Below are 20048 nucleotides of genomic sequence, written 5' to 3' on the forward strand. Positions count from 1 at the left end.
ACTAATATTTATAGGAGGCTTATCATGTCTATTATTTCAATGATTTTAGTCGTATTCGTTGCCTTTCTAGCAGGGATGGAAGGGATTCTGGATGAATTCCAATTTCATCAACCTCTAGTGGCATGTACATTAATAGGTTTAGTAACAGGTAACCTTGAAGCAGGTATCGTATTAGGTGGTACTCTTCAAATGATCGCTCTTGGCTGGGCAAATATCGGAGCTGCTGTAGCACCAGATGCTGCATTGGCATCAGTTGCATCTGCAATTATTTTAGTATTAGGTGGTCAAGGTGTTCGAGGCGTTCCATCAGCTATTGCTATCGCAGTACCACTTGCTGTTGCTGGTTTGTTCTTAACAATGATCGTACGTACAATCGCTGTTCCTATCGTTCACTTGATGGATGCTGCTGCTGAAGAAGGTAACATCCGCAAAGTTGAAATGTGGCACATCATTGCAGTATGTTTACAAGGTATCCGTATTGCAATTCCTGCTGGAGCATTATTATTCATCCCAGCTCAAACTGTTCAATCTTTCTTAGAATCAATGCCTGCATGGTTAACAGACGGTATGGCTATTGGTGGGGGAATGGTTGTTGCTGTAGGTTACGCATTAGTAATCAATATGATGGCAACTAAAGAAGTATGGCCATTCTTCGTTATCGGTTTTGTTGTAGCTGCAATTACTCAATTAACATTGATTGCCCTAGGTGCTTTAGGTGTTGCTTTAGCTCTTATCTACTTGAACCTTTCTAAAATGGGAGGCTCTTCAAATGGTGGCGGAGGAAGCAACTCAGGTGACCCTCTAGGCGACATTTTGAATGACTATTAATCTTGAAGGAGGAAAATAAAAATGGCAGAAGAAAAAATTACTTTATCTAAAAGAGACCGTTTAGCTGTTGCATGGCGTTCTACCTTCATTCAAGGTTCATGGAACTATGAACGTATGCAAAATGGTGGTTGGGCTTTCTCAATGATCCCAGCAATCAAAAAATTATACAAAACGAAAGAAGAGCGCACAGCAGCTCTTAAACGTCACTTAGAATTTTTCAACACACATCCATATATTGCTTCACCTATCTTGGGTGTTACGCTAGCATTAGAAGAAGAACGCGCAAATGGCGCTCCTGTTGACGATGTAGCGATCCAAGGGGTTAAAGTTGGTATGATGGGACCTCTTGCTGGTGTTGGTGACCCAGTATTCTGGTTTACTGTTCGTCCGATGTTAGGAGCTCTTGGTGCTTCTCTAGCAATGGGTGGTAATATTCTTGGACCAATCATCTTCTTCTTAGGTTGGAACATTATTCGTTGGTCATTCATGTGGTATACACAAGAATTTGGTTACAAAGCTGGTTCTAAAATCACAGATGATTTATCTGGTGGATTATTGCAAGACGTAACAAAAGGTGCATCTATCTTAGGGATGTTCGTATTAGCCGCCTTAGTACAGCGGTGGGTATCGATTAAATTCTTGCCAGTTGTATCAACTGTTAAGTTAGATAAAGGTGCTTACATTGAGTGGGATAAATTACCTGCTGGTGGCGAAGGAATCAAGAGTGCTTTTGAACAAGTAAACAGTGGTCTAGCACTTAGTCCTGAAAAAGTAACAACTTTACAAGATAACTTAGATCAATTGATCCCAGGGTTAGCTGCTTTAGCATTGACATTACTATGCATGTGGTTATTGAAGAAAAAAGTTTCTCCAATTGTCATTATCTTAGGTCTATTCGTTGTCGGTGTAGTTGGCCATGTTGTTGGTCTTTTATAATAAGAATCTAGCTCGGGCGTAGCCCCGAGCTTTTTTTATCAAAAAGTGGATGCTGCTTGAGATTTCAACATTGAAACGATAGTATACTAGATAGATAAAATAATAGGAGTGATTAAATGGTTCAATCAATCAATACAAAAGTTGATTTGGTAATTGATGCCACTGCGTTTACTGGTTTGACTGATTATGGGAAAATCATGATTGGAGACCGAGGATTCGAATTTTATCATGCAAGAGACACTCGGAAATTTGTTCAAATCCCTTGGGAAGAGATTGATTACGTCATCGCATCCGTTATGTTCAAAGGAAAATGGATTCCGCGCTATGCCATTCAAACAAAGAAAAATGGTACATATACATTTTCTTCTAAAGAACCCAAAAAAGTACTTCGCGCTATCAGAAAATACGTAGATCCTAGTCGTATGGTTCAATCCTTGAGCTTTTTTGATGTAGTGAAACGTGGTGTCAAAAGTATCTTCAAACGCAAGTAGAAAAACACGAATGGATGCTCTTCGCAGCATGTCATTCGTGTTTTGTTTTGTGTTTCGCTTTTTCTTTTGTGTGCGGTGTCATTATCTAGGTCAGCTTCAACGCTGGTTCAATCATTTGCTCCTAATAATTTTCCTATGCTAGAATGAAACTGTAAAGAAGGAGGTTATTAGTATGGGTTGGATATGGACTTTAATCGTTGGTGCAGTCATCGGAGCCATTGCTGGAGCAATTACCAGTAAAGGAAATTCTATGGGTTGTATCACAAATATCATTGCTGGATTGATTGGTTCAAGTATCGGTCAAGCAATTTTTGGTAACTGGGGACCACATGCAGCTGGTATGGCACTTATTCCATCAATTTTAGGCGCAGTTATTTTAGTGGCAGTTGTTTCATTCTTTTTTGGGAAACGATCATAATCAAATAGATTAACGCTTAGCCAATAGTTTTGCAGATAGAAGTAAATAGTTAAGGCAGATCTGAAACTGATTTGTCTTAACTATTTTTGTTTTACTAAGTTTATTAAGAAAATTTGTTTTATCTGCTGTGTCAGAAAGAAAATTTGCTATAATAGAAAAAAGAGAGCAAAGAAAGAAGGAATTTCATTTATGATGCTACGAGTAGAAAAATTGCGTAAAAAGATGCAAGAAGAAAATTTAGATTCATTTTTGATCACTAGTCCATACAATCTTCGTTATTTGACTAATTTTACTGGTACGACAGGCTTAGCGGTCATCACATTGGAAAAAGCCTTTTTTATTACTGACTTTCGTTATACCGAGCAAGCAGCAGCTCAAGCTCAAGGATTTGAGATTATCAAAAATGTAGGACCGATTTTTGAAGAAGTAGCTGACTTAGTTCAAAAAGAAGGACTACGTGAACTTGGTTTTGAAGAAACAACTGTTTCCTTCTTAGAATATTCGGTATTAGAAGAGATCATTGATGCGCAACTGATTCCTATTTCGGGCATGATTGAAGAACTTCGAGAAATCAAAGACGAAGAAGAAATTGCGATTATTGAAAAAGCTTGTAGTATTGCAGATTTGGCATATGACCATATTCTCAAGATGATTCAACCGGGAATGACAGAGATCGAAGTTGCCAACCAATTAGATTTTTATATGCGTTCACTTGGAGCGTCAGGTGTTTCTTTTGAAACAATCGTTGCTAGTGGTTTACGGTCAGCTATGCCACATGGAGTTGCTAGCAAAAAAATCATTGAACAAGGCGATTTGATCACAATAGATTTTGGATGCTACTATGAAGGTTATGTTTCTGATATGACACGAACATTTGCGATTGGTGACCCAGGAGAACAATTAAAAGAAATTTATCAAATCGTTCTTGAAGCCCAACTAGCAGTTCTGGAAGTAGCTAAACCAGGAGTTACCGGTAAGCAACTAGATGCTGTAGCTAGAGATTACATTACGAAACATGGTTATGGCGAAGCTTTTGGACACTCAACAGGACATGGAATTGGCTTAGAGATCCATGAAGGACCCAATGTTTCAGTTCGAGCTGAGAAACAATTTGTTCCAGGAAATATTATTACCGACGAACCAGGCATTTACTTACCAGGTATCGGTGGCGTTAGAATCGAAGATGATTTATTGATTACTTCTGATGGAAATCGCGTGTTGACGCATTCACCAAAAGAGTTGATTATTTTATGATGAGCGTAGCCTAAAGCATCATTCACTCAGACTTTGTTATAGAAAATCACTTGATTTAATGATACACTATAGAAGACAGCAAGCTTTGAAAACAAAGCGTAATTTGTTTGAGAAAAAGACTCTCAAATAGGCAAGTGAACAGTTTACCTTTATACATTTCGAATGAAGAATAAGTGAAAGAACGGTTCATTCGTAGGCAACAATCTGTGTAGAGGCAAAAGGAGGAATAGATAAAATGGCAGAGGACAAAAATTTAGTTTTGAATGCGACTCAAGAGCTTGGTGAAATTGTCATTGCGCCAGAAGTCATTGAAGTGATTATTGGTATCGCTGCTTCAAAAGTAGAAGGCGTTTATGGGATGCGTGGAACATTTGCCAGCAACGTAACGGAATTATTAGGGCGTGCAGCGCATGGTAAAGGTGTCTATTTAGTAAATGATGAAGATGGGTTAAAAGTAGATCTTTATTGCTATTTAGAATATGGGGTTTCTGTTCCCAGAGTAGCGATGGAAATGCAAGAACGCGTGAATCAGCAAGTTCTTTTCATGACAGACATTGCTTTAGCAGAAGTCAATGTTCATGTGGTAGCAGTCGTACCGGAAAAACTAGAACAACCAGCAATTGAAGAACTTTTTGAAGACGAAGAGGAAGAAAATGAATAAAGAATTATCAAGACACGAAATTCGTGAAATGGCTTTACAAGCATTATTTCCATTAGATTTTAATGCTGATTTGACCAAAGAAGACGCAATTTTCCATGCAATTGAGTTGGATCACAAAGAAATGATCAATGAAGAGGAGTCAGAGTTTGTTCCTGTTTATTTAGATACATTGGTTGGCGGTGTGTGTGCGAAAAAAGGCGAATTAGACCAAACCATTGAGAAGCACCTCAAAGGAAACTGGCGCATCAATCGTATCTCTAAGATGGATTTGATCATCTTGCGTATCGCCATCTTTGAAATGAAGTACATTGAAGATGTACCATTTGCAGTCGCATTGAATGAAGCCATTGAATTAGCCAAAACTTTTAGTGATGATCAATCACGTAAGTTTGTCAACGGTGTATTATCTAATGTTTTAAAAGAGATTGAAGCTGGGGCATAGTCCCAGCTTTTTTCTATGAAAACAAGGAAACAGGTTCTAAAAGCTTGTTTATCTATGGTAGAATGAAAGCACAAAAAAATCTGGGAGTGATCGTATGGCAGAATTGATTAATGGAAAAGAACTAGCTGAAAAAATGCAAGCAGAGATTGCGATAAAAGTGAGCGAATTAAAAACAAAATCGATCTCCCCCGGATTGGTCGTTTTATTAGTAGGAGAAAATCCAGCCAGTCAGGTTTATGTACGTAATAAAGAACGTTCCGCAAAATCAATCGGGATCCATTCAAAAGTTGAACGTTACCCAAGCACGATCTCTGAAGAAACGTTGTTAGCTGAAATCGAAAAATATAATCAAGACCCAAATTTTCACGGGATTCTTGTTCAGTTGCCATTGCCAAAACACATTGATGAAGAAAAAGTCTTATTAGCAATTGATCCTAAAAAAGATGTAGATGGTTTTCATCCAATGAATTTAGGACGATTATTAGCTGGTAACCCCGATAAGATTCCTTGTACGCCATATGGCATCATGAAAATGTTCGCAGCTTATGATATCAATTTGGCAGGGAAGCGGGCGCTGGTGATCGGACGTAGCAATATTGTAGGGAAACCAATGGCACAATTATTATTGATGGCAGATGCTACAGTAACGATTGCTCATTCAAAAACGGCTAACCTTGCTGAACTTGCAAAAGAAGCTGATATTTTAGTCGTAGCGATTGGGCGAGGCCATTTTGTTACTAAGGAATTTATCAAACCAGGCGCAGTGGTGATCGATGTTGGTATGAATCGTGATGAGCATGGGAAATTGATCGGTGATGTAAAATTTGATGAAGTAGAACCTTTAGCAAGCTATATCACTCCAGTGCCTAAAGGAGTAGGACCTATGACGATTACGATGCTGATGTATCAAACCGTGCTGGCTGCTGAAGCAGGTGAGTAGATGACACAAGAATATTTAACAGTAACCACATTAACCAAGTATTTAAAAAGGAAATTTGATGTAGACCCTTATCTTGAAAGGGTCTATTTAACAGGTGAAATCTCGAATTTTCGTTTGAGAGCAAATGCACATCAATATTTTAGTTTAAAAGATGACCATGCAAAAATCTCAGCAATCATGTTCAAAGGTGCATTTCAAAAATTACGTTTTCAACCTAAAGAAGGGATGAAAGTATTAGTTGTCGGACGGATCTCTCTTTATGAAGCTTCTGGTTCTTATCAGATTTACGTTGAACACATGGAACCTGATGGTGTAGGAGCGCTATATCAAGAATTAGAAGAACGAAAAGAAAAATTGCGAAAAGAAGGTCTTTTTAAGCCGGAACATAAGCAAGCTCTTCCACGTTTTCCAAAAAGAATTGCAGTTTTGACCAGTCCAAGTGGTGCAGTTATCCGAGATATCATCACAACTGTCAAAAGACGTTACCCCATCGCCCAACTCGTCCTATTCCCAACGGTGGTGCAAGGAAATCAAGCAGCTGACAATATCGTTGAAAATATCCGTCGTGTTGAAGAACTGGGAGATTTCGACACGATGATCATTGGACGTGGCGGCGGATCGATTGAAGACTTGTGGCCATTTAATGAAGAAAGAGTAGCACGTGCCATTTTTGAAGCACGAACACCTGTGATTTCTTCAGTTGGGCATGAGACGGATACTACTATTGCTGATTTAGCAGCAGATGTACGAGCAGCCACACCGACGGCGGCAGCTGAATTAGCTGTTCCTGTTTTATCTGAAGTATTGTTGAAGCTGAAAGAACGGCAAGCAAGGCTTGAACAGGCCTTTTTGCGTCAAATTCAACGCAAACAAGAACGTTTTGAACGAGCAAAACAATCATATGTTTTCCGTCAACCGGAACGTCTGTATGAAGGACAAACAATTAAGCTTGATCAGTTCAAACAGCGCTTGTTCCAAGCGACACAACAAATTTATCATTTGAAAGAAAAACAAACGGTTCGCTTGAACCATCAGTTGGCACAAGTTGCACCGACTTATCGAGTGAAATCTGCCAAGCAAGAAACAGACTACTTAGAGAAGCGGTTAGCTGAAAAAATGGAACAATATATGCAGAGCCAGCAGCAACGTTTCCAACAAGCGATTCAATCATTAGATTTGCTTAGTCCGTTGAAAATCATGGGGCGAGGATACAATTACACAACAATCGAAGGTCGTGTCGTGAAAAGTGTGACAGAGATGAAGCCTGAGGATACGATCACGATCCATTACCAAGACGGACAAGTAATTGCTACGGTACAAGAAGTAGAAGAAGGAGAATGATCAATATGGAAAATCCGACATTTGAGGAATCATTACAAGAATTAGAAAAAATTGTCATGGAATTAGAACAAGGTGATGTACCTTTAGAATCTGCTTTAGATGCTTTTAAACGAGGAATGGAATTAAGTAAGCATTGCCAAGATACTTTAACTAAAGCTGAAAAAACTTTGACGAAAATGATGTCAGAGGCAAATGAAGAAGTTACTTTTGAAGGAAATGAGGAAGCATAATGAAGTTGGCTGATTTTTCAACGATCCATCTATCTTCTGTAGAAGAAGAAATTGTTTCTTTTCTAAATGACTACACTTCTGATGAACAGTTGAAAGAAAGTATGCTTTATTCCGTTCGCGCTGGAGGCAAACGGATTCGTCCTTTGCTTTTACTTAGTACAGTAGCTGCGTTTGGCGAATCGATCAATACAACAACTTATCAAGTAGCAGCTGCTTTGGAAATGATCCACACGTATTCGTTGATTCACGATGATCTTCCGGCAATGGACAATGATGATCTACGCCGCGGGAAACCAACAAACCATAAAGTCTACGGGGAAGCACTGGCTATTTTAGCAGGAGATGGGTTATTGACAGGTGCCTTTCAACTCATCAGTATGGCTCATTTAGCAAACTCACCAAAACTTTTACTGCTGCAACAATTAGCAATCAATGCGGGAACCCAAGGGATGGTTGCTGGTCAAGCAGCGGATATCGAGGGAGAAACAAAACAATTAACATTAGAGGAATTAATGTTTATCCACGAAAGAAAAACTGGTCGCTTGATGCACTACGCTTTATTAGCGGGAGGAGTATTAGCAAACCAACCGGAGGAAGTTTTAGCTAGCCTACAAAAATTAGCCAGTTATCTAGGCCTTGCTTTTCAAATTCGTGATGATCTGCTCGATGTGGTTAGCACGACTGAAGTATTAGGTAAAACAGCTGGTAAAGATGCTAAAATGGAAAAAACGACTTATCCAGGTTTATTAGGTATCGAAGAAACAAAAAGCGCACTTGAAAATGAGATTGATGCGGCGAATCGAATGATTGATCAGTTAGAACAAACGGTATGTTCATTCGATGGACAACTTTTACGTCAATTAGTTCAGCAATTCAGTGTATAGAAATGGAGAAAAAAATGGAAAAAGAACGCGTAGACGTTTTAGCAGTCAAACAAGGCTTGTTTGAAACGAGAGAGCAAGCCAAACGTTCAGTTATGGCTGGTTTGATCTATAACGAAAAAAATGAACGTTTCGATAAGCCAGGGGAAAAAATCCCTGTAAGTAGTGAATTACAGATCAAAGGCAAAAAATTACCTTATGTTTCTCGTGGAGGATTGAAATTAGAAAAGGCACTAAAGGTCTTTGATTTATCTGTAGAAGGTAAAATATTATTGGATATTGGAGCATCAACGGGTGGTTTTACCGATGCGGCTTTACAAAATGGTGCAAAAATGAGTTATGCTCTGGATGTTGGGTATAATCAATTAGCTTGGAAAATCAGACAAGATGAACGAGTTGTAGTAATGGAAAGAGCGAATTTTCGTTATGCCAAACCAGAAGATTTTCAAGAAGGAACCCCAGAGATTGCCGTCATCGATGTATCATTCATTTCTTTACGTTTGATGTTAGTACCATTACACGAAATTTTAGTTGACGGTGGCGAAGTGATTGCTTTGATCAAACCACAATTTGAAGCGGGGAAAGAAGCAGTTGGCAAGAATGGGATCGTTCGTGACCCTCAAACGCATGTACAAGTGATTGAGGATATTTTACACTTTGCTGCGATGCATGGGTATGATGTATTAGATTTAAGTTATTCGCCAATAACCGGTGGAGAAGGGAACATTGAATTTTTAGCCCATTTGAAAAAAGTTTCTGATCAAGGAACGTTATCACCAGATGTGGCACCCGAAAAGATCGTCCAAGAAGCCCACAACCAGTTTAACCACAAATAATGACGGGCAAGCAATAAAGAAGACAGCGGATTCTTCTTTATTAAGCGTTTGAATTGAGCTATCATAGTAAGGAAGAATACGTAAAGGAGCGAAGAACGTATGCGAAAAAAAGATCGGCATCGTTTGATTACCCGGCTACTAAATGAAAATGATATCAGAAAACAAGAAGAATTTGTGGAGATCCTGAAAAACAAAGGGATTTCAGTGACGCAGGCAACGATTTCCAGAGATATCAAAGAACTCAAACTCATCAAAGTTCCTGCAGCTGATGGAGGTTATCGCTATAGTCTTCCTGCAGAAACTACTGAAGACGTTAGTACAAAATTAGAAAAGTTATTGAAAGATGCATTTGTGGCTGTTGATCAAATGGAAAAATTTGTCATTTTAAAAACTTTACCAGGCAACGCTTCTGCTGCGGCTAATTTAATTGATAAACGATATAAAAAAGAATTGTTTTCCATCATTAATGATGACGATAATGTGTTGATGATCACACGAACAGAAGAAGATGCAGTTGCATTGAAAATGGATTTTTTACATTACCTTTGAGTTGAGGAGTGGTTGCCTTGTTACAAGAGATCAGTATTACTAATTTTGCGATTATTCCGGAATTGCATTTGTCTTTCCATAAAGGAATGACAGCTCTAACTGGCGAGACCGGGGCAGGTAAATCGATTATCATTGATGCCCTTGGATTACTGGCTGGTGGTAGAGGCTCCAGTGATTATATTCGCCAAGGAGCCGATAAGTGTATCTTAGAAGGGTTGTTTGAATGGCCAAGTCAAGAAGGATTTACTGAATTGATGGAAGAACTGGGCATCGAATCAGATGGTGATAACTTGATTGTTCGTCGTGATATGGCATTAACGGGTAAAAATGTCTGCCGAGTCAATGGACATATTGTTACGCTGGCAAACCTTAGAAGGATCGGAAGTTATCTAGTTGATATTCAAGGACAAAATGAACACCAGGAGCTATTACAACCAGAAGCCCATTTAAATTTATTGGATCGTTTTGGTGATCGTACTTTTCAACAACAAAAGAAAAAATATCAAAAAGAGTATGCTATCTATCGTGAGCTCGAACGAAAAATGCGGAAAGTCCAACAAAATGAAAAATCATTTGTTCAACGGATCGACATGCTTCATTTTCAACAAGAAGAAATCGCAGCAGCTGATTTACAAGTTGGCGAAGAGGAACAGTTAAGCGAGGAAAGAGAAAAATTAAGCAATTATCAAAAGATCGTGGATAGTTTTGCTAGTGGTTATAGTGCATTGAGTGCGGGAGAACCCAGTAGTGTGGATAACGTTGGTTTAGCTGTTTCTGAACTACAAAGCATTGCTCATCTAGATAATGAATATGAAGCAATCGTTGAGAATGTTCAAAGTGCTTATTATTTACTTCAAGATGCCATTGGTGACATGAGTCGCCAAATCGATCTGTTGGAATTGGATGAAAACCGATTAGAAGAAGTCAATCAACGGCTTGAATTGATTCGTCAGTTGAAACGCAAATATGGGGAGTCAGTGGAAGCAATCCTTGATTATTACGAAGAAATCACTAAAGAACTGGATTCTTCTGATTTCTCAGAAGGTCAACTAGAAAAAATGCAACTGGAATTAACTAAAAAAGAAACGTTCTTGCAAGAACAAGCATTAGCACTGCATAAAACAAGAAAAAAAATTGCTAAAGAACTAGAAAAATCAATCTTAACGGAATTAAAAAGTCTATATATGGAAAACACTGAGTTTGAAGTCCGTTTTTCATCTGAAAAAAATGGACAATTAGATGCTAATGGATTGGACCAAGTGGAATTTTACATAACCACAAATCCTGGAGAACCATTGAAGCCATTAGTAAAAGTTGCCTCGGGTGGGGAACTATCACGTATGTTGTTGGCGTTAAAAACTATTTTCTCTTCAGAACAAGGTGTGACTAGTATCATTTTTGATGAAGTGGATACAGGAGTAAGCGGCCGAGTTGCCCAAGCGATTGCAGATAAGATCTCACAGATCTCATGTCACTCACAAGTTTTGTGTATCACCCATTTACCGCAAGTCGCTGCAGTTGCCGATTTTCAATACTATATTCAAAAAGAAGTCATTGATGGGCGTACCCAAACATCGGTTACCGAACTACAACCCACACAACGAGAAACCGAAATTGCCCGAATGTTAGCTGGAAGTGAAATTACCCCATTAACAGTCGAGCATGCCAAAGAATTATTACGCTTAGCAAGTAAATAGAAAAATAGGTAGAAGCCTGAGCAGTCTAAGAGAAGAGGATATCTTAGAATGAACAGTTATTTGACTCAGAGATGCTACTTGTATGGCAGCAACTAAAACGACACTTGGCTTTCTTATAAAAAACGAACCATTAGCAAGCGAACATTCTTTCCTAGCAAGGTAAAAAACAAGTCCCGCACTTCTTTTTGGGAAGTGCGGGACTTGTTGGTTTTTAAGCCATTCTTACATGACACTCATAACTGCAGTCAAGACAACTGAACCAATCGTTAAGATCAACATGGTCCAAACAACGAATTTAGTGATTTTTGAAAAAGTACTTGTTTGTTTATTCTCGCGCATAATTTTTACCTCGAAATTTTTTAGTTGTCTTTAGTTTAACTCCTTTTACTTTTCTTCACAAGGGGACGGTTATAAAAACTTTCCCTTTTTTAAATAATAAGCAGTAGCGATACTGATAAAAATCATCAGTAGAATAATCCATAAAAACGCATCGTCCCTTCCTGCAATAGGAAGCTTGATATTCATTCCATATAGACTACCAATGATGGTCGGGATCGTTAAGATGATCGTTAGAGAAGTTAAAATTTTCATAATATTATTTAGATTATTAGAAACAATCGCTGAAAAGGTTTGATTCATTTGTTCAACTAGTTTTAATTGAATTCGAGCGGTAGTGCGTGATTGTTCGGTTTCAATAATCACATCATGGAGATGATTTTTTAAAGCGTGGTTTTCTTGAATCGTTTTGTTTTTTACTAAGGTTTTTAAAGTGGTCAAGTTAGCCGTGGTTGCTTCTTTGAAATAAACCAAGCTTTTTTGGATATCCATGATTTGATACAGTTGACTATTTTCTGTTGAGACACGCAATTGTTTTTCCAAAACATCGCATTGCGATTGTAAGGTGCTGAGATAAGTATTGTAGGAAAAAGTAATTTGCCACAATAATTGCATGAAGATATTTAAGTTGGCTGGTAAATCATTTTCAGCAAAAGCTTGACTAAATACTTTTTTCAAAAAGAGTGGTTCATGATTCGTAATTGTGATAAGCTTTTTTTTAGGTGTCACAATAATAGAAAAAGGGTAAGTATCTACTTGAAAATAGCCGCTTGGGCTTGTTTTTGGAAACGGGTATTGCAATAATAATAACGCTGGTTTTGTTAATTTGGTCTGATTAAATTCTTCTTCTCGTGAATTTTCAGCATCGTCTAAAATAGAAGTAATGTAATCAGACGGAATTTGAAATTGGTGTGTGATTTGTTGGATTTCATCTTCACTTGGACGTTCGACGCAATACCAAATCGTATCTGCTGTTTCTTTTTGAGTATTGACCAATTGTCGATCCTCGATAGAAAAATACTTGATCATTTTTGAACCTCCTAATACGCTCTTTCATCTATTATAACGAATATCAGAATAGAACACAGTGAAAGAGCTTGGAAAATGGGATTTGCTAGGAACAGGAAAAAGGTAGTATTAAAGGAGTGGACTCATACAATTTGGATTAGATTTTTATCTAAGAAGTAAAAATAGTAGAAAACTTTATAAATTTAAAATAAATGAAATAGTTGTGTAAAATACATCAGGTATACTTGAACCAACTATGAAAGGGAGTTTTGTTAGATGGGCACTTTTACGCCACTTGTTTTATTTTGGTATATCTTTCCAGCCATCGTGTTGTTTGGCTGTAATTTTTTAGTGAAAATTTTTTCATTAGATCGTCGTTTTAAAATCAAAGCGCCTGATCTTGCCGTTCCTTTTTTATGGGGAGGGATGCATGCATTGTCACGCAATTCTGCGACAGTTTCCTTCCTTCCTTTCTTTATGATTTCACTTTTGTTGATGGCGATTTGTATCGCTGTATTCCAGGCGTATTACTATGATGAAATTATCTATTCACGTTATCTTAAAATGACTTGGCGTCTTGCTTTCTTGTTAACAAGTGGTTTTTATGTCGTTTTAATCGTCTTAAATCTTCTCTCGTATCTTTGATAAAAAGCCAATCAAGCTGTAAAAAGTCTTTTTAAAGACTTTTTACAGCTTGATTCTTAAAATTTTTTTTACTAATAAAAAAGTTATTCTCTGATTTCCCATAAAAGGTGGTAGAAAGTGGGGGATTGTGGTAGACTAATTTTAGTTAGTGGAGAGATGGGGGTAGTTTCAATGTTCATGGGCGAATTTCGGCATAATATTGATACAAAAGGTCGTATGATCGTACCTTCAAAACTTCGTGAAGAGTTAGGTGAACAATTCGTTCTCACGCGTGGATTAGATGGCTGTCTTTTTGGCTATCCAATGAAAGAGTGGGCGAATTTAGAAACAAAACTGAACGACATGCCTTTAGCGAAAAAAGATGCTCGAACTTTTGTGCGTTTTTTTTACTCGGCGGCCACTGAATGTGAATTAGACAAACAAGGACGGATCAACATTCCCAGTACATTAAGAAACTACGCTGCTTTAACGAAAGAATGTGTTGTCATTGGTGTATCCAATCGAATCGAGATTTGGGATGAGGCACGATGGCAAGAATTTTCTGAAGTGGCAGCAGAAAACTTTGATGAAATTGCTGAAAATATGATTGATTTTGGACTATAAGAATAGGAAGAGGCTGACTAATGACTGAGACATTTCAACACTATACAGTCATGTTGAAAGAAACGGTAGATGGCTTGAACATCAAACCAGATGGCATTTATGTAGACTGTACACTAGGCGGTGCCGGACATAGTGAATATCTTTTGAGCCAATTAAATACAAACGGGCACCTTTATGCATTCGATCAGGATCAAAAAGCCATTGATCATGCAAAAGTACGGTTAGCCCCATACATTGAAAAAGGTATGGTTACTTTTATCAAAGCGAATTTTCGTGAATTAGAAGCAAAGATAAAAGAGCATGTTCCTCAAGTCGATGGTATTTTGTATGATTTAGGCGTATCTTCTCCACAATTAGATGAAGCTGAAAGAGGTTTTAGTTATCATCAGGATGCTCTTTTGGATATGCGTATGGATCAATCAGCACCTCTGTCAGCGTATGACGTTGTTAATGAGTATTCCTATAATGAATTAGTAAAAATCTTCTTTCGTTATGGCGAAGAAAAATTTTCTAAACAAATTGCTCGAGAAATTGAACGAGTAAGAAAAATCCATCCGATCCAAACAACTGGTGAATTAGTAGAAATCATTAAAGATGTGATTCCTGCACCAGCAAGAAGAAAAGGTGGACACCCAGCTAAACGAATTTTCCAAGCAATAAGAATTGCAGTAAATGATGAATTAGGTGCAGAAGAAGCTTCATTAGAACAGGCGATTCGGCTATTAAAAATCAATGGAAGAATCAGTGTGATCACCTTCCATTCATTAGAAGATCGGATTGTCAAAAGTATGTTCAAAGAATACAGTACCGTTCAAGATTTACCACCCGGATTACCGGTTGTTCCTGAAGAATTTCAGCCAGAGCTGAAGTTGATTAATCGAAAACCAATTCTTCCATCAGAAGAAGAACTAAGTGAAAATAATCGATCACGTAGTGCAAAATTACGGATTGCTGAAAAAATACGAGTGAAAGAGGAGTAGCGTAATGGCAGAATTAAAAAAAGTCCAAGAATATCCATATGATTTACCAGAAGTGGTTGATCAACCAGAACAACAATTGCCAGATTCAAATCAAGAAATCGTACGCCCTCAATCACCGGCTAAACGCCTAAAACATATTTCTGTTTTAGAAAAATTAGCAGTAGTAAGTATTATTTTTTCAGTGATCGCACTATGTGTCTTAACAGTCATGTTACGAACAAATATTAGTGGTGTCGAAAAAGCAATCACAACGATTCAAACAGAGATCACTCAAAAAAATCAAGAAAAAACTAGTTTAGTACAGGAAAAAAATGAATTATCACGTACTGAACGAATCAAAAAAATCGCAGAAGAAAAAGGGTTGTCAATCAATGACGACAATTTAAGGAAAGTGAAGTAAATGAGTCTTAAAAATAAATTCCGGCGGTTTATGGAAAAGAAAAATCTAAATCCGACGAACAATCGCAAAAAAGTAGGTATCATTTTATTTGCTACGAGTATTGGATTGTTCTTTTTATTTGCCGTTCGTTTTTCTTATATCGTGATCGGTGGTCACGTGGCAGGAACCTCTTTGGCAGAAAAGACCGAACAACTTTACAAAGGGAGCGAGGTCGTAAAAGCAAAACGAGGAACGATCTATGATCGGAATGGGGTCGCTTTGGCAGAAGATGCCACTTCTTACTCAATCAAAGCAATCCTTTCAAAAACTTATACTTCTGGTGACAAAAAATTGTATGCCGAAGAAAAGAACTTTGACAAAATCGCCGAGATACTAAATAAAAATCTCTCTATAGAAAAGAACGATGCCTTACAAATCTTAAAAGATGGCGCCAAAAATAATCTATATCAAGTTGAATTTGGTTCTTATGGAAAAAATATCAGTCAAGAGACCAAACAGAATATAGAAGACGATATGAAGAAAGCAGGAGTAGTCGGTCTGTATTTTGAAGATCATCCCGCACGGATGTATCCTAACGGCGAATTTGCTTCCCACTTTATCGGCTATGCTGTTCCAGATAAAAATGAAAATGGCTTAGTTGGAAAGCTCGGACTAGAAGCTGCTTATAATGATATTTTAAGTGGTAAAAATGGGAAGATCGTTTACCAAAAAGACAACTACCAAAATCCTCTACCAGGAACAGTGGCAGAAGAAGTGAAAGCAGTTGACGGACAAGATATCTATACGACGTTGGATAGTCGTTTACAAAGTTATCTTGAAACGCTTATGGATCAAGTGAATGAAGAATACCAACCAGAAGAATTAACAGCCATGTTGATGAAAGCGAAAACTGGAGAAATTCTAGCAATGGGTCAACGACCTACTTTTAATCCTGAAACGATGGAAGGCTTAACCGGCAAGGATGCTGTTTGGCGTAATTTCTTAGTGCAAGATAGCTATGAGCCTGGTTCAACTATGAAAGTCTTCACGACTGCAGCAGCGATCCAAGAAGGGAAATTCAATGAGAATGAAACGTACCAATCTGGGAAAATAAAAGTTGCTGATGCGACGATCAACGACCACGATTTTGGAGCAAAAGGAGTTCTTACGATGCGACAAGCGTTATCTTGGTCAAGTAATGTTGGGATGGTAATGCTAGAGCAACGAATGGGCGGTACTTGGTACAACTACCTACAAAAATTAGGTTTTGGTCAAAGTACTCATTCAGGTCTAGATGATGAAGTAAATGGTGCTTTGCCAACGGAAAATATCGTTGACCGCGCAATGAGTTCTTATGGACAAGCGATTGGTGTTACAAATTTCCAAATGATGAAAGCTTTCACTTCCGTCGCAAATAATGGAACGATGATCCAACCACGCTACATCAGTAAAGTTGTAGATCCTGCAACGAATGAAGAGCGTACAACGCAAACGGAAGTATTAGGGCAACCATTTTCAAAAGAAACGACCGAAAAAGTACGAGAATATATGCGTGACGTAGTTGAAAGCGAAAATTATGGTAGTGCATATGGGGTATATAGTGTGCCGGGTTATAATGTTTCAGCTAAAACTGGTACGGCACAGATTGCTTCTGATAAAGGTGGGTACCAAACTGGTGATACAGCATACTTATATTCCATCGTCGAAATGGTTCCATCTGAAGATCCAGAGTATGTTTTATACATTACGATGAAACATCCTAAGACTTACGATCGAATGGCTTTAGCTAAAATCGCTAATCCATTGATGAAACGTGCGATGGACTTCCAAGAAAGTGAAGAAGAAAATTCACCAGAAGCAAAAACAGAAAAAATCACTGTAGCAGATTACCGTAATCTAAGTGCTGACGTTGCCGCAGCAGATGCACAGAAAAGTGGATTGCAACCTATCGTTGTAGGTGATGGGGAAAAAGTGAAGAAACAATCTACTGCAAATGGTGATCAATTGATTTCTGGCGAAAAACTGATCTTGTATACAGGCGGAGAAAATCTAATGCCTGATGTCACCGATTGGTCCAAAGCAGATATTATGAAGTTAGGGAAAATCTTAGGGGTTGAAGTCACCTTCCATGGCGATGGTTACTGTAAGGAGCAAAGTCTAGCACCCTATGAAAAAATCACTGATAAAAAATTAAGTTTTACATTAGAAGAATAAGAATAGAATTGGGAGAGAAAAAGAGTATGGAGTGGACACAAGCATTGATTCCTATCGTTAGTAGTTGTGCAATGACTATTGCAGCAATGCCACTATTTATTGGGTATTTTCAAATGAAAAAACAAGGGCAGGCGATTCGTGAAGAAGGACCAAAATGGCATAATGTAAAAGCCGGAACTCCAACGATGGGTGGATTGGTGTTTTTAGTTGCAGCAATATTAACCGGAATTTGGGTTGGCGCTTGGCAAAATCAGTTGACGCCTACTCTTTTCATCCTACTATTTGTTTTAGCTTTATATGGTGTGATCGGATTTTTAGATGATTTCATTAAAATCTTTAAAAAACGAAACATGGGGCTAAACTCTAAACAAAAACTGCTAGGGCAGATCATTGGCGGGATCATTTTTTATCTTGTCTATCGTTCAGAAGGCTATCCTGGTACGTTAAATTTCTTTGGAATAGAGTTGCCACTTGGACTATTCTATGGGGTATTTGCTATTTTCTGGCTTGTTGGTTTTTCAAACGCGGTTAATCTGACAGATGGGATTGACGGATTAGTTGCTGGACTAGGAACGATCTCTTTTGCAACGTACGGAATCATTGCTTGGCATCAGCAACAATATGATGTCTTAGTTATTTGTTTAAGTATGCTTGGTGGGTTACTTGGCTTTTTTGCTTATAATCGTAAACCAGCCAAAATATTCATGGGCGATGTTGGTTCTCTGGCATTAGGTGGATTATTGGCAGCAATTTCTATTATGCTAAACCAAGAGTGGACATTGTTATTAGTTGGTTTGATTTATGTTATGGAGACAGCAAGTGTAATGCTTCAAGTTACTTCTTTCAAATTAACAGGAAAACGTATCTTCAAAATGTCTCCTATCCATCATCATTTTGAAATGTGTGGTTGGTCAGAATGGAAGATCGACATCATTTTTTGGTTAGTAAGTATTGTAACTTCTTTAATAACACTATGGTTCATTTGGTAGGAGATGACAGGAAATGAAAAAAATTTCAACATATGAAAACAAAAAAGTCCTTGTTCTTGGATTAGCGAAAAGTGGATTTAGTGCGGCCAAACTGTTACATGAGTTGGGCGCACTTGTCACTGTTAATGACGGAAAGCCGTTTGATGAAAATCCAGAAGCACAAGAGTTGCTATCACTGGGAGTCAAAGTGATTGCTGGAAGCCATCCGATTGAATTATTGGATGAAGAATTTTCTTTGATGGTGAAAAATCCGGGGATTCCGTATAGTCATCCATTTGTTCAAAAAGCACAAGAACTGGGTATTCCGGTAATTACGGAAGTGGAATTAGCTTACGAGGTAGCGGAATGTCCGATTATTGGGATTACAGGAACAAATGGTAAAACAACAACAACAACTATGACAGGCTTGTTATTGAACGCTGGTGATTTGCCAGGAACAGCTCGCCTAGCCGGGAATATCGGTTATCCAGCTAGTAGTGTGGCGCAAGAAGCAACAGCTGACGATAAAATCGTTATGGAACTATCTAGTTTCCAATTGATGGGAATCACTGATTTTCGTCCCCATGTAGCAGTAGTAACCAATATTTATGAGGCTCATATCGATTACCACAAAACGAGAAAAGAATATGTAAAAGCAAAATGGCATTTACAACAGAATATGACAGAGAAAGATTATTTGATTTTGAATTGGAATCAAGAAGAGCTAAGAGAACTCAGCAAAAAGACTAAAGCAACGGTGTTACCTTTTGCGACGGAACAAAAACTACCTAAAGGTGCCTATTCTTTAGATGGTAGTATCTACTATAACCAAGAAAAAATCATGGATATTACAGAATTGGGTGTTCCTGGTTCACACAATGTTGAGAACGCACTAGCTGCCATCTCAGTTGCTAAATTATATGGTATCTCAAATGAAGCGATCAAAAATGCTTTACACCATTTCCATGGAGTACCGCATCGTACACAGTATGTGGGGGAATTTCAAGGAAGGAAGTTTTATAACGATTCAAAAGCCACTAATATTTTAGCTACTAAAATGGCATTAAGTGGTTTTCAGTTAGATCAATTAGTATTAATCGCTGGAGGTCTGGATCGGGGAAATTCATTTGATGAGTTGATACCAGCTTTAAAAGGCATCAAAGCGTTGATCACTTTTGGGGAAACTAAAAATAGATTAGCGGATGCCGGCAAGAAAGCAGGTATCCCTGTGATCAAGGCAGCTGAAAACGCAGAAGCCGCTGTACCGATCGCCCTTGAATTGAGTGAAGAGGGTGATTCGATCTTATTGTCCCCAGCAAATGCAAGTTGGGATCAATACCCTAATTTTGAAATTAGAGGCGAACGGTTTATGGAAGCTGTCAATAAACTAACTATACAAAAGTAGAAACGA

General features: G+C 38.1%; 23 protein-coding genes. 21 read left to right on the forward strand and 2 right to left on the reverse strand.

Translation table 11 applies throughout. From position 1 onward, the window contains the following. The first annotated feature begins 24 nt into the window (after nt 1-24). The 14 genes from AB3I42_RS01920 (at nt 25) to recN (ending at nt 11504) form a co-directional block, all read left to right on the forward strand. On the forward strand, nt 25-828 hold the full coding sequence (locus AB3I42_RS01920) for a PTS mannose/fructose/sorbose transporter subunit IIC (RefSeq protein ID WP_010719801.1): 804 nt from the start codon (nt 25-27) through the stop codon (nt 826-828). A 21-nt stretch (nt 829-849) separates the two neighbouring features. After that, on the forward strand, nt 850-1764 hold the full coding sequence (locus AB3I42_RS01925) for a PTS system mannose/fructose/sorbose family transporter subunit IID (protein WP_010738207.1): 915 nt from the start codon (nt 850-852) through the stop codon (nt 1762-1764). Between the two features lie 116 nt (nt 1765-1880). After that, on the forward strand, nt 1881-2255 hold the full coding sequence (locus AB3I42_RS01930; protein ID WP_010719799.1) for a DUF956 family protein: 375 nt from the start codon (nt 1881-1883) through the stop codon (nt 2253-2255). Between the two features lie 172 nt (nt 2256-2427). Then, complete coding sequence (locus tag AB3I42_RS01935) at nt 2428-2673, forward strand: GlsB/YeaQ/YmgE family stress response membrane protein (protein WP_010719798.1); 246 nt, start codon at nt 2428-2430, stop codon at nt 2671-2673. 189 nt (nt 2674-2862) lie between these two features. Then, entirely contained in the window at nt 2863-3927 is a 1065-nt protein-coding gene (locus AB3I42_RS01940; protein WP_010719797.1) for a Xaa-Pro peptidase family protein, read from the forward strand. Nucleotides 3928-4162: 235 nt separating this feature from the next. Continuing rightward, nucleotides 4163-4588: an Asp23/Gls24 family envelope stress response protein gene (locus AB3I42_RS01945; RefSeq protein ID WP_010719796.1), complete on the forward strand. Its 426-nt coding sequence runs from the start codon at nt 4163-4165 to the stop codon at nt 4586-4588. Then, nucleotides 4581-5030 carry a transcription antitermination factor NusB gene (gene nusB / locus AB3I42_RS01950; RefSeq protein WP_081123045.1) on the forward strand — a complete coding sequence of 150 codons (450 nt, stop codon included), beginning with the start codon at nt 4581-4583 and terminating at the stop codon, nt 5028-5030. The genes AB3I42_RS01945 and nusB overlap by 8 nt, the downstream gene beginning before the upstream one ends. Before the next feature lie 94 nt (nt 5031-5124). Beyond that, on the forward strand, nt 5125-5970 hold the full coding sequence (locus tag AB3I42_RS01955; protein WP_010738206.1) for a bifunctional methylenetetrahydrofolate dehydrogenase/methenyltetrahydrofolate cyclohydrolase: 846 nt from the start codon (nt 5125-5127) through the stop codon (nt 5968-5970). Beyond that, complete coding sequence (gene xseA / locus AB3I42_RS01960; protein WP_010738205.1) at nt 5971-7311, forward strand: exodeoxyribonuclease VII large subunit; 1341 nt, start codon at nt 5971-5973, stop codon at nt 7309-7311. It begins immediately after the preceding gene. Between the two features lie 5 nt (nt 7312-7316). Continuing rightward, nucleotides 7317-7541 (forward strand): exodeoxyribonuclease VII small subunit, encoded by a 225-nt coding sequence (locus tag AB3I42_RS01965; protein WP_010719792.1) that lies wholly within the window; start codon nt 7317-7319, stop codon nt 7539-7541. Continuing rightward, complete coding sequence (locus tag AB3I42_RS01970) at nt 7541-8425, forward strand: polyprenyl synthetase family protein (protein WP_368022232.1); 885 nt, start codon at nt 7541-7543, stop codon at nt 8423-8425. Before AB3I42_RS01965 ends, AB3I42_RS01970 begins: the two co-directional genes overlap by 1 nt. Nucleotides 8426-8439: 14 nt before the next feature. Further along, complete coding sequence (locus AB3I42_RS01975) at nt 8440-9258, forward strand: TlyA family RNA methyltransferase (protein WP_010738204.1); 819 nt, start codon at nt 8440-8442, stop codon at nt 9256-9258. 99 nt (nt 9259-9357) lie between these two features. After that, the gene (gene argR / locus AB3I42_RS01980; protein ID WP_010719789.1) at nt 9358-9807 is read left to right on the forward strand and encodes an arginine repressor; all 450 of its coding nucleotides are present in this window, start codon (nt 9358-9360) and stop codon (nt 9805-9807) included. A 17-nt stretch (nt 9808-9824) separates the two neighbouring features. Beyond that, the gene (gene recN, locus AB3I42_RS01985; protein ID WP_010719788.1) at nt 9825-11504 is read left to right on the forward strand and encodes a DNA repair protein RecN; all 1680 of its coding nucleotides are present in this window, start codon (nt 9825-9827) and stop codon (nt 11502-11504) included. A gap of 222 nt (nt 11505-11726) precedes the next feature. Here recN and AB3I42_RS01990 read toward each other — a convergent pair whose 3' ends face one another. After that, nucleotides 11727-11843 (reverse strand): DUF4044 domain-containing protein, encoded by a 117-nt coding sequence (locus AB3I42_RS01990; protein WP_010719787.1) that lies wholly within the window; start codon nt 11841-11843, stop codon nt 11727-11729. Between the two features lie 69 nt (nt 11844-11912). Continuing rightward, nucleotides 11913-12869, reverse strand: coding sequence for a magnesium transporter CorA family protein (locus tag AB3I42_RS01995; protein ID WP_010738203.1), 957 nt, complete (start codon nt 12867-12869; stop codon nt 11913-11915). A 255-nt stretch (nt 12870-13124) separates the two neighbouring features. On the opposite strand from AB3I42_RS01995, the gene AB3I42_RS02000 reads away from it, so the two are divergent. The 7 genes from AB3I42_RS02000 to murD all read left to right on the forward strand — a co-directional run bounded on the left by AB3I42_RS02000 (nt 13125) and on the right by murD (nt 20042). Next, nucleotides 13125-13493, forward strand: a complete 369-nt coding sequence (locus AB3I42_RS02000; RefSeq protein ID WP_010719785.1) for a DUF3397 domain-containing protein — start codon at nt 13125-13127, stop codon at nt 13491-13493. A gap of 171 nt (nt 13494-13664) precedes the next feature. Continuing rightward, complete coding sequence (mraZ, locus tag AB3I42_RS02005) at nt 13665-14096, forward strand: division/cell wall cluster transcriptional repressor MraZ (RefSeq protein WP_014834189.1); 432 nt, start codon at nt 13665-13667, stop codon at nt 14094-14096. Nucleotides 14097-14116: 20 nt separating this feature from the next. Next, entirely contained in the window at nt 14117-15076 is a 960-nt protein-coding gene (gene rsmH / locus AB3I42_RS02010; protein ID WP_010738202.1) for a 16S rRNA (cytosine(1402)-N(4))-methyltransferase RsmH, read from the forward strand. 4 nt (nt 15077-15080) lie between these two features. After that, the gene (gene ftsL / locus AB3I42_RS02015) at nt 15081-15476 is read left to right on the forward strand and encodes a cell division protein FtsL (RefSeq protein WP_010719782.1); all 396 of its coding nucleotides are present in this window, start codon (nt 15081-15083) and stop codon (nt 15474-15476) included. Next, nucleotides 15477-17669, forward strand: a complete 2193-nt coding sequence (locus AB3I42_RS02020; protein ID WP_081123051.1) for a penicillin-binding transpeptidase domain-containing protein — start codon at nt 15477-15479, stop codon at nt 17667-17669. A gap of 26 nt (nt 17670-17695) precedes the next feature. Then, nucleotides 17696-18658 (forward strand): phospho-N-acetylmuramoyl-pentapeptide-transferase, encoded by a 963-nt coding sequence (gene mraY / locus AB3I42_RS02025; protein WP_181914594.1) that lies wholly within the window; start codon nt 17696-17698, stop codon nt 18656-18658. Nucleotides 18659-18671: 13 nt separating this feature from the next. Further along, complete coding sequence (gene murD, locus AB3I42_RS02030; protein WP_368022233.1) at nt 18672-20042, forward strand: UDP-N-acetylmuramoyl-L-alanine--D-glutamate ligase; 1371 nt, start codon at nt 18672-18674, stop codon at nt 20040-20042. The last annotated feature ends 6 nt before the right edge of the window (nt 20043-20048 follow it).

Origin of the sequence: Enterococcus sp. C53, assembly GCF_040887425.1 — a bacterium.
Taxonomy (GTDB): Bacteria; Bacillota; Bacilli; order Lactobacillales; family Enterococcaceae; genus Enterococcus_B; species Enterococcus_B hirae.